The organism is Methanobacterium formicicum, assembly GCF_029848115.1.
GTDB classification, from domain to species: domain Archaea; phylum Methanobacteriota; class Methanobacteria; order Methanobacteriales; family Methanobacteriaceae; genus Methanobacterium; species Methanobacterium formicicum.
Genome location: NZ_JARVXG010000010.1, coordinates 1 through 10,000, shown reverse-complemented (window position 1 = coordinate 10,000; position 10,000 = coordinate 1). Strand labels below are relative to the sequence as shown.

The following is a 10,000-nucleotide window of genomic DNA, read 5'->3' as shown; positions in this document are numbered from 1 at the left end:
TGACCAGTCCGGTGGAGAACCTCCCCTCCTCGGGATTCACGGTGCAGCCCCTGGAAATCAAACGACCATCCATCATGGTCCGTGACCTTAAAAGCAAAACCGCCATTACGGCCCGGGCTGAAGAGGCCATTTCTGAAGTTGCCCGGAAAATGGTGGATAACAACATCAACCACCTTCCCGTGGTGGATCATGCCGGTCGACTCATGGGTATTGTAACTAGCTGGGATATTGCCCAGGCCGTGGCCAAGGACAGCCAGAAACTCACGGAGATAATGACTAAAAAGGTGATTGTGGCCATGGAAGATGAACCAGTGGAAGTCATTGCCCGGCGCATTGACAAACACGAAATATCGGGTGTTCCCATAGTTGACCGTAACAATCTGGTCAAGGGCATGATCACTGCCGAGGATATTTCCCGACTAATTTGCTCCCAGAACAACGAGGAAGGTGATTAATAATGAAAGCCTGGCTTAATTTCTCACCCAGTATTGTGAGTAAGACCGTGATATCGGATTTGATCAAAAACTTCGATGTGACCTTCAACATCCTGCGGGCGGACATCACCCCCAAGGGAGGTAAGATGCTCATTGAGATCAGTGGCAGTGAAGCAGAAGAAGGCATAAAATACATGGAAAAGGAAGGTATTCAACTTAATCCCATTAAAAAGGTAGTTAAGAAGGATGAAGATAAGTGTATGGATTGTGGGGAATGTATCAGCCTCTGCCCAGTGCAAGCCATTAAGATGGAGGAAGACTGGTCAGTGGAACTGGATAACCAGAAATGCATTGGTTGCGGATTCTGCACCACTTCCTGCCCCACCAAGGCCATTAAAATTGCGGATTAAACAAATTCTTCCCTTTTTTTACCGTTCTTATTTTAAAATATTTTTTTAAAATACCTTATTTTTTAAAATATCACCTTCTTTTAAAATGATTTTACCAGAATAAGTTTTAAGATAATTTTTACATGAATTTTTTTAAAAGCCATGAACTCTCATTTTTAAGACATTGAAATCCCCAATATCCCATTTTAACTCGTTTTTTATTATAATCTCTTCTAATCATGGCAAAATAAGAAAAAGTCATGAAATTTGGGAAATGCCTGCTTTTTAAAAAAATTTACCAGTAGTTAACTACTTAATACAAATATTTAAGTTATTGATGACTCCATAACTCTTTATTAAGAATATTAAGTACCCTGTAACTGGAGGTAATGTCATGAGTAATCCCGAGTATTATAAGGACAAGATCTGTATTGTGACTGGTGCAAATTCGGGTATTGGATACGCAGTGAGTGAAGAACTCCTGAAAAGAGGAGCAATTGTTTACATGGCTGGACGTAACCCGGATAAAGTTTCAAAAGCCGCCCAAAAACTTTCCAAGTTCAAGGATCGTGTGCACACCATAATTGTCGATGTCACTGTCCAGGAACAGGTGGAAAATGCTATCAATAATACTGTAGCCGAAACTGGTAGGTTGGATTTATTATTTAACAATGCCGGGGTGGGTGGAACTCTGCAGTTTGAGACTGCCACCATGGAAGACTGGAAAAACATAATAGATGTCAATCTGTGGAGTGTTATTTACGGTGTGCACACTGCAGTGCCCATCATGCTAAAACAGGGCTCCGGACATATCATTAACACCAGCTCCATTGCCGGTCTGCTACCACCACCATTCCAGGCACTCTACTCCCTTACCAAGTTCGGTGTCACCGGTATGACCGAATGTTTAAGATACGAGTATGCAGAAAAGGGTCTGCACTTTTCCACCATCTGCCCGGCCAACATTGCCACTCCCATCTTCCAAAAATCAATAGATGGCACCACCCATGATGAAATTAAAATACCGGATGATGCTTATCCCGTGGATAAAGCAGCCCAGCTCATCCTTGACCGTGTCTCAGAGTACAAGGGGATCATAGTGGTTCCCGAAGAGCCTTACACCAAACAGTGGAAACTGTACTGTCAGCAAAATGAGGAAGTGGAAGAGGTAATGCTGCAGATGGCACGAGATCGCAGGCAAGCCTATGAAAAGGGTGGAAACTATTATTAACGTGAAATGTTACCCATTTAAGGGGGAATGTTTCTTTGAATATTAAAAGGGAAACCCATGATTATATTAAAATAAGGGAGGAATCGGACCTCTCCCTGGAGGTAGTTATCCTACTGATCCTGGGGGTTTTCATGTTCCTCTTCGGCCTCCTCCTTTTTAAAATAAGTACTGGGGAACTGCCTTACACACCGGACAGTACCTACGGACTCTTCCTGGTTATTGTTTCCTTCCAGGTTATTACCATGGGCAAGACCCCCTTTGGTGATCTTCGCCGTTCCTGGGTACTGGTCTTAATCGGTATAATCACGGCAATAGTGGGAATGGTGGCCTGTTTCATCCCGGGACAACTGACTGAAATGGTCCGGATCCTGGTGGGAGTACTGCTCTTTGCCGGGGGAATATCCCTCCTTTTACAGTTGTTGTTCTTTGAAGGGAAGGCCAGGACCTGGATAAAAATTCCGGGAGTACTGCAGCATCTAACCGTGGCCTGTGGTGTGGTTTACGTTATAACCATTGTTTTGGGACTGATAACCCTCATCCCCGGTATAACCAGCAATTTCCAAACTGCCCTGTTTCTGTTAATCTATGGGATCAGTATATTTTACCTGGCCTGGTGCATTCAAAAGGTGGCCCGGTCTTATCCCCCTGAAAATTTAAAATCAATTTCTAAAGAAAAGGGTGGGTTATTTAAATCATTACAGAGTGTATCCCTATCCTTATCACCGGCCGTGGTGATCATGATCGGTGTTCTTCTATTCCTCTTGGGATGCCTTCTGTTCCCCATTAATCAGGGTACTCTGCCCTTTTCTTCAGACGGGGAGTTAGGTCTTTTAACGGTTATCCTGGCCCTCCAGATGACCACACTGGGGGAAACACCCCTGGGCCAGTTCAAGCGCTCGGTGATAATAATCATAGTGGGGATTGTGTTCGCCACCCTGGGGATTTTCTCCTGCATTGTTCCCGGTATTCTAACGGGAGTGCTCCAGATACTTATAGGAGCTCTGAACATCCTGGGAGGGGTTATATTACTCTCTATGCGCTTTGTCCCCATAATCAGGGGAAGGAAAAAACATGACCCTGAAACAGGCCCCCCTTCCTCCACAGTTAAGAAATTTATGGTAACCCAGACCCTGCTGAACCTGGTGGCCATTGCCTTTGGTCTATCCATGATCATGCCGGGTATGATCCCGAACACGTTAGTACCGGTAATCCTGATTATCAACGGACTTCTCCTCTTTGCCCTAGCCTACATCATCAATTAGTAAGCCAGATTCAGAATAAGAAAGGTGAAACAGGACTAAATTCAGGATAAAAAAAAAGGTGAAAAAAGGCCAAATCCAGAATAAAAAAAAAGGTGTAATAGGGTCAGATCCAGGATAAAAGCGCGGAATTTCTTTTACTTCTCGCCACCACTACGACTTAGAGAATAGGGAAGTTAACCTGTGCAGGAGACTCTGTTTATGGTAGATTGCCTTCCGGGGGCACATCTCCATACAGCACAGACAGTTTATACAATCATCGTAGTAAAATTCAGGTTGATAAGTGGTGCAGTCCTTTTCCACCTTTTCCGGTCTTTTAAGGGCCTGTGTGGGGCAGCTTTTCTGGCACTTCCGGCACTGGTTGCATTTTTCAGGATCAATGACTGGCCGGGTCCACCACAGTTTCATAATACCCCGGGCAATTGGAGCCGGGATGACCTCCAGAGTTGAAGACAATTTAGGAGGCCATTTAAAATTGTCTATAGGAGGGATATTTCCCTGAACTTCTATTCTATCAGTATCTGCTTCTCCCAGGCCCTGCTGGTAGGCAATGCGGGTCGTGGGTATTTTCAGGGGGTCACGCCCCAGTGCACGAGTAATAACACTGTCTAAAGCCACACCATCCACAGCTACCATGATCATGCCTAGTTTACGGGGTTTGCCTGCGGATGGGCCGGCACCTTCCATCCCCACCACTCCATCCACAATATGGAGGCAGGGCTGGTTTAAGGCATAGATATCGACCACTTTTTCTGCAAATTGTAAGGGTTGGGGTGCCTGCTTATGGTATTCGACCTTGGTGAATCCAGGGATGGTTCCATAAAGGTTCTTGATGGCACCGGTGAAAGTGGTGAGGCCGTGGGTTTTGATCTTGGGCAGGTTAATAACCAGATCCGCGTCCAGTACTGGGCGGGCTATGTGGTACTTTTGGCCATTTCTCTGCTTAGAGTAGCTTCCACTGGTTTCAAAGTTGACCAGTTCCACATCCAGTCTCTGGCAAACTTCCATAAGGCCGGTTACCCTCCAATACTTTTCTATGTTCCGGTCAAAGCCACCGGGACTGTCCCCTACTTGAGGTATTCCACCAGCATCCTTCACCAGGTTGATGACCGCCTCCACCAGGGCGGGGTGGGTGGTGATGTACTCTTCAGGGGGTTGGGCCTGGAGCAGGTTTGGTTTAAGCAGTACCCTGTCTCCTGGTTTGATAAATCGTTTAAAACCACCCAATGAATCTAAACAGGTTTTGGTGGCCTCTTGAACTTCAGGTACAGAATAAGAATGGCATTCAGCCACTGCCACCGGTGTTTTTCCCATGATACTACACCTCATTGAAAAGTGGATAAAATAAGGTTAAAAATCTCATTCATCGAATTCTTTTAAGAGCTTTTTCCGGGCCTCTCCAATGGTCAGGGGGTATGGTTTTTCAAAGGGAAGTTCATCCTTTTTTTGTAGTATTTCCATGAGGTGGGCAATCCGGGGTAATCTCAGGTTGGCGTTTCTAATGGTTTCCTCATCACTAAACACATCCTGTGGTGTTCCCTCCTTAATTATATGGCCCTCGCTGATGATGTAAACCTGGGATGCGTAGAGGGGCACCAGATCCACATCATGGGTGGATATGACAATGGTCATTCCTTCCTGGTTGAGCTTGTGCAGGAGGTGCAGGATCCGGGAGGCTCCCTTGGGATCCAGGCCACTGGTGGGCTCATCCAGCACCATTATCTCCGGACTCATGGCCAGTATACCGGCTATGGCCACCCGTTTCTTCTGACCTCCACTGAGGTGATGTGGGGGTTTTTTCTCAAATCCAGCCATTCCCACCCTTTCCAAGGATTCGGCCACCCTTCTTTCCACTTCATCCTGGTCCAAACCCACGTTCAGTGGTCCGAAAGCCACGTCTTCTTCCACAGTGGGGGCAAAGAGCTGATCATCCGGGTTCTGGAATACGATTCCAACTTTCTGCCTCACTTTCATTATGGATTTCTTATCATAGGTGAGTGGGACATTTTCCACCATAACTGTGCCTGCAGATGGTCGGAGGATTCCATTAAAATGTAAAAATAGGGTGGATTTTCCTGCCCCGTTGGGACCCAGCAGGGCCACCATTTTTCCCTGGGCTGCACTGAAGTTCACATCCTCCAGGGCGGGTGTACCATCGGGGTACCGGTAACTAACATTCTTAGTTTCTAAAACATTCATATTATACCCGTGTAAAAGTTTCTATTCCCACACAAATAATATTCTAATTAAACTAAGTTCAGATGATATAAAAAATGATCTTATACCCTGAATTTATTTTCCTAAATGGTTCACTTAGGGTTATTAAATAAAAAGAGCATTTAAATTCTACAGAAAATAGGATGTTTCCTCACCCGATTAAAGCTAGATGGTTTTGATTAAGGGCTTAACCATGCTTGAAGAAAAATAAGGAAAATAATTATAAAAATTATTTCAGCCATTAATAGAGTTGTAGAAGTGAGATTAACCCTATTATCACAATAATAGTCCCACTTACCAGTGGGATCTTGTTGATGGTTTCATTGCCCATATATCTCTGAATGAATCCTTTTCCCTTAACAAAAAGTGCGGAAAGGAGAGTTATGGAAATAGCCAGACCAACACTGAACACCAGGATATAAACCAGACCATTGTACATCTGATTATTGGCAATGCTAAAAAAAAGGACAGCCAGTGCAGCAGGACAGGGTATTAAGCCGGTGGACAATCCAATGGCAATTACTCCTTTTTTGGTGTCGATGTGGTGTTCGTGATGTTGATGGTTATGATTTTGATCGTGGTAGGTTTTTATGATCCACATTCCCACCACCACCAGGATGATTCCCCCGACAGCACTCATTACCTCGTGGGTGGCATCAACATTCAAGGTTCCCATGAGGAAAATGGAAACCACTCCCAGTAAGACCACCACACTCACGTGTGAAAAAACTACAGTCAACCCCAGTAACCAAGCATCCTTTAAATTGGCGTCTGTTCCTAAAACAAAGGCAGCCATAACTGATTTACCATGCCCTGGCTCTAGTGCGTGCAGTGCACCGAGTATGAATGCTGAAACCATGAACAATAGACCAATTTCTGAGGGAATAATAGTTATTCCTCCCGATATAATATCCATGCAAATCACCTCAAATCTTTTTGTAATACAATTTTACGGTTCATTTAAATAACCAGTAATACACATATGCGCGAAAATATCCTGATTTTTTACCATCCCCAAATATAAGTAATACTATTTGGGATTTTATTTATAAAGCCAGTAATACACCGGAACACGGAAACACCATCCCGAAAAATCCAAAAAAATGAGATGAAGGTGTTAATGGATCTGTTTAAGAATTCTTCTTCGAGCCTCACCAATGGTAAGGGGATAAGGCTGATGAAAAGGGATCTCATCTTCCTTCTCCAGTATCTCCATGAGATGAGCTATCCGGGGAAGTCTTAAGTTTGCGCTTCTAATGGTTTCAACATCTTTAAAAACGTCTTGCGGACTTCCTTCTTTAATTATGTTTCCCTGGCTGATTATGTAGACCTTATAGGCGTAAATGGGTACCAGATCCACATCATGGGTGGATATGATAATGGTCATACCTTCCTGGTTGAGCTGGTAGAGTAATCTCATTATCTGCGATGCTCCCCTGGGATCCAGGCCACTGGTAGGTTCATCCAGCACCATTATCTGGGGGTGCATGGCCAGGATACCCGCTATGGTCACCCTCTTTTTTTGACCACCACTCAAATGATGAGGGGGTTTCTTCTCAAAACCAGCCATCCCCACACGTTTTAATGCATCTTTAACCCTTAAATCAACTTCCTCCCGGGGAAGGTCCATGTTCAGGGGACCAAAGGCCACATCTTCGGCAACAGTGGGGGCGAAAAGTTGATCATCCGGATTCTGGAAAACTATTCCAATTCTCTGTCTTAAATCTGCAAGCCCCTGTTTTCCATAGTCTACCGGAACCCCATCAATCACCACACTGCCGAATGTTGGTTTGAGTATTCCGTTAAAGTGTAGAAATAGGGTGGATTTTCCAGCGCCATTGGGACCCAGAAGTGCAATGATCTTGCCCTTAGCCGCGGCGAAATTTACCTTATGGAGGGCCTTGGTTTCATCGGGATACTGATATGTGACATTTCTTGTTTCAACAACATTCATGATTTTACCACACAGTAATACAATTTAAGATTTCATTTAAATATATAGTAATACACCACTGCGCCCCAGTACCCTTCTTTTAGTTAAGCTGAGAAAAAAGTGTATTTTAAATTTTAATTAAAATAGGGTGAAGTTTCCAGTGAAGTACAGGCCAATAACCAGACCTACCTCAAAGAGTGTTAGTAACACCAGGTTTCGGGCCCCTATAGTTCTCATACTTTCCGGTTCTTTCATGGTTTTTATGGAACCATCGTAGCATCGTGATTCCATAGCAATGTGGGCCTGTTCACCTTTAATCCAGGTTCTAATGAACAGGTTACTGCCCAGCATGCCCATGGATTTAAAGGATTTTTTCAGGGAGGAATACCCTAAACGTGTCTCTTGGGCATGGTACATGTTAATGCCTTCATCTAAAAACAGGAAGATGTAGCGATACATGAGCATGGCCAGTTCCATGACTATTTGGGGTATTTTGAAACGTTCTAGTTCACTGAAAAGTTCGGTCATGGGAATGGTCAGGGCTAAGAAGGCCATGCAGGTGAAACCACCCAGTACCCTGGAGAAAAGGAGCAATCCCCGATTGAAACCATCTTGAGTTACGGCCAGGTTGAATATTCCCAGATCCAAAATATGGGCACCTACTCCAAAGAACAGGGCCATGAAAATGAAGGTCAGGAATCCGAAAAAGAAGGGAACTGCTAGGAATTTCAGGTAGAACTTCCAGGGGATTTTTGCCTGGAAAATGAGTAAAAAGGAAATTACTAAAGTTATAAGTAGGGGTACTATGGGGGATGTGGATGCAAGACTCACCAGCATGGTGGCAATCGCAAATATGACTTTAAAGAGAGTGTTTGTCTCCCTAAGGCCATTGGAGTGTGCGTAGTTATCCAGAGTATTTTCAAACATTGAATGCATCTGATCCCATCCTACTTTACTTTAGATATTATCAATTTTACTTTACTTATACTTTACTTTATTTAAATTCAACCATACCTTAATAGTACCTCCCCTTTTTCCTTAATTAATAGGTTTTTGGACCTATTTTTCACCTTCTTTTTCGATTTTCTTACGTTCATTGGCTTGCCCATGGAAATATCCCAATATGTAACCAATTATTATGGCTCCAATGGCTGCTTGAATGGCAAATAACAGACTGGCAATCTCACCACTTGGTGGTTCCCAGATGGAGCTGAACCAAGGTTCGTATCCTGTTTCCTCGATAGCTGTGCCTGCTGCATCATCGGCTCCACCGAAGTAACCCTCTTCTTCACCCAGGCCACTGTACATGGCCAGGGGGAGGATGGCAATTACCGCCACAATGGCCAGTATGACGATGTAGTACTTGCTATCCATTTACACCACTCCTTTGACTTTCTCTTTCACCCTGGGGCCAATGACCTTCAGGGTTTCCAGGATGTCCGGTCGCAGTTTCATGATGTAATCAAATATCACCACGGTCAGGAGTCCTTCGGCAATGGCCAGGGGTATCTGGGTGACGGCGAATATCCACATGAAGTTGGTGAAGGCCACCGTGAAGGTGGGTACCGGGAATGCCAGGGACAACTGCAGGGCCGTGGTGACATAGGTTAAAAGGTCAGCTAAGGCTGCGGCCAGGAAGATCCCCAGGAGGGGAGATCCCCCTGCATTTTTAACACCTTTGTATATGAGCCAGGCTACCACCGGCCCCACAATTCCCATGGAGAATATGTTGGCCCCCAGGGTGGTCAGTCCACCGTGGGCCAGGAGCAAAGCCTGGAACACCAGGACTATGGCAGCCATTACACTGGCCACTGCCGGGCCAAAGAGCACCGCACCCAGACCAGACCCGGTGGGATGGGAGCAACTACCAGTTACCGAAGGTAGTTTCAAGGATGACAAAACAAACATAAATGCACCGGATACTGCCAGTAATGGCTTTGATTCCGGATTTTCATCGGTTATCTTTTTGATCTGTATAACACCGTAAGCTACCACTGGAATGGATATTATGTACCATACCAGGCACCACTGCCAGGGCAGAAAACCTTCCATAATATGCATTTAAATCCTCCTTCCATAATTTTTTACAATTTAAACATTGACACAACACACGAGTAAATTCCATTAAATTTCCTGTAAATATCACATTTAGAATAAGCCCTTTATAAAGTTTTCACTTTTAGTTTAAAAAAAATCAGGAAAACTTGATTTTTGTGGGGTGGTAAAAATTACCTTAAAAGGGTAGAAAAATCCACCCCAAAAAAATCACCCAACTTGAGACAATTTGATAAATTCCCTCATCGAACGTGAAAAAATCGTCAAGGATAATCCTTCCAGAAAGGTTAAAATTAAAATGATTTTAGGAAAGGTTTTGAATTGAAAAAAAGAATCATGAATTGAAAAAAAGATACCCTCAATTAAAATAACCTGAATTAAAGAGCAGAGGTTAGAAATTAAAAAAGGAAAGGTTTTAACTAAAAAAATATGGCTGAATAGCAAACCTCTCCACTAAAAATATGAAGGGGGGGGGGGGGGGG

11 protein-coding genes (1 of these 11 cut by a window edge) are annotated in these 10,000 nt (G+C 44.1%); 4 read left to right on the top strand and 7 right to left on the bottom strand.

Annotation, left to right across the window (positions count from 1 at the left end; all coding sequences use genetic code 11):
- From QC759_RS00345 to QC759_RS00330, 4 genes are all read left to right on the top strand, one after another.
- Positions 1-455, top strand: partial view of a homocysteine biosynthesis protein gene (locus QC759_RS00345; protein ID WP_048073988.1) — the 3' end only. Its footprint begins 1,090 nt before the window's first position; only the last 455 of its 1,545 coding nucleotides appear in the window; its start codon lies beyond the left edge, outside the window; it ends in the stop codon at positions 453-455.
- 2 nt (positions 456-457) lie between these two features.
- Positions 458-844, top strand: a complete 387-nt coding sequence (locus QC759_RS00340; protein WP_048073561.1) for a 4Fe-4S dicluster domain-containing protein — start codon at positions 458-460, stop codon at positions 842-844.
- Positions 845-1,217: 373 nt separating this feature from the next.
- A complete protein-coding gene (locus tag QC759_RS00335) occupies positions 1,218-2,054 on the top strand; it encodes an SDR family oxidoreductase (RefSeq protein WP_052660020.1) in 837 nt (278 codons plus the stop codon).
- 35 nt (positions 2,055-2,089) lie between these two features.
- Complete coding sequence (locus QC759_RS00330) at positions 2,090-3,316, top strand: hypothetical protein (RefSeq protein ID WP_048073562.1); 1,227 nt, start codon at positions 2,090-2,092, stop codon at positions 3,314-3,316.
- A 150-nt stretch (positions 3,317-3,466) separates the two neighbouring features.
- Here QC759_RS00330 and QC759_RS00325 read toward each other — a convergent pair whose 3' ends face one another.
- The 7 genes from QC759_RS00325 to cbiM all read right to left on the bottom strand — a co-directional run bounded on the left by QC759_RS00325 (position 3,467) and on the right by cbiM (position 9,524).
- Positions 3,467-4,627 (bottom strand): DUF362 domain-containing protein, encoded by a 1,161-nt coding sequence (locus QC759_RS00325; protein WP_048073563.1) that lies wholly within the window; start codon positions 4,625-4,627, stop codon positions 3,467-3,469.
- Between the two features lie 45 nt (positions 4,628-4,672).
- Complete coding sequence (locus tag QC759_RS00320; protein ID WP_048073564.1) at positions 4,673-5,512, bottom strand: ATP-binding cassette domain-containing protein; 840 nt, start codon at positions 5,510-5,512, stop codon at positions 4,673-4,675.
- 259 nt (positions 5,513-5,771) lie between these two features.
- The gene (locus QC759_RS00315; protein ID WP_048073565.1) at positions 5,772-6,446 is read right to left on the bottom strand and encodes a HoxN/HupN/NixA family nickel/cobalt transporter; all 675 of its coding nucleotides are present in this window, start codon (positions 6,444-6,446) and stop codon (positions 5,772-5,774) included.
- A gap of 201 nt (positions 6,447-6,647) precedes the next feature.
- Positions 6,648-7,484 (bottom strand): ATP-binding cassette domain-containing protein, encoded by an 837-nt coding sequence (locus QC759_RS00310; protein WP_048073566.1) that lies wholly within the window; start codon positions 7,482-7,484, stop codon positions 6,648-6,650.
- 117 nt (positions 7,485-7,601) lie between these two features.
- Positions 7,602-8,399, bottom strand: coding sequence for a cobalt ECF transporter T component CbiQ (gene cbiQ, locus QC759_RS00305; protein ID WP_231863025.1), 798 nt, complete (start codon positions 8,397-8,399; stop codon positions 7,602-7,604).
- Positions 8,400-8,522: 123 nt separating this feature from the next.
- Positions 8,523-8,837 (bottom strand): energy-coupling factor ABC transporter substrate-binding protein, encoded by a 315-nt coding sequence (locus QC759_RS00300; protein ID WP_048073567.1) that lies wholly within the window; start codon positions 8,835-8,837, stop codon positions 8,523-8,525.
- Positions 8,838-9,524 carry a cobalt ECF transporter S component CbiM gene (gene cbiM / locus QC759_RS00295; protein WP_048073568.1) on the bottom strand — a complete coding sequence of 229 codons (687 nt, stop codon included), beginning with the start codon at positions 9,522-9,524 and terminating at the stop codon, positions 8,838-8,840. It abuts the gene before it with no gap.
- Positions 9,525-10,000 lie beyond the last annotated feature (476 nt).

What these genes read in the sequence shown, in the direction of transcription:
- QC759_RS00340 (WP_048073561.1), top strand. Translation starts at nt 458, where the DNA reads ATGAAAGCCTGGCTTAATTTCTCACCCAGTATTGTGAGTAAGACCGTG.
- QC759_RS00335 (WP_052660020.1), top strand. Translation starts at nt 1,218, where the DNA reads ATGAGTAATCCCGAGTATTATAAGGACAAGATCTGTATTGTGACTGGT.
- QC759_RS00325 (WP_048073563.1), bottom strand. Translation starts at nt 4,627, where the DNA reads ATGGGAAAAACACCGGTGGCAGTGGCTGAATGCCATTCTTATTCTGTA.
- QC759_RS00320 (WP_048073564.1), bottom strand. Translation starts at nt 5,512, where the DNA reads ATGAATGTTTTAGAAACTAAGAATGTTAGTTACCGGTACCCCGATGGT.
- QC759_RS00315 (WP_048073565.1), bottom strand. Translation starts at nt 6,446, where the DNA reads ATGGATATTATATCGGGAGGAATAACTATTATTCCCTCAGAAATTGGT.
- QC759_RS00310 (WP_048073566.1), bottom strand. Translation starts at nt 7,484, where the DNA reads ATGAATGTTGTTGAAACAAGAAATGTCACATATCAGTATCCCGATGAA.
- cbiQ (WP_231863025.1), bottom strand. Translation starts at nt 8,399, where the DNA reads ATGCATTCAATGTTTGAAAATACTCTGGATAACTACGCACACTCCAAT.
- QC759_RS00300 (WP_048073567.1), bottom strand. Translation starts at nt 8,837, where the DNA reads ATGGATAGCAAGTACTACATCGTCATACTGGCCATTGTGGCGGTAATT.
- cbiM (WP_048073568.1), bottom strand. Translation starts at nt 9,524, where the DNA reads ATGCATATTATGGAAGGTTTTCTGCCCTGGCAGTGGTGCCTGGTATGG.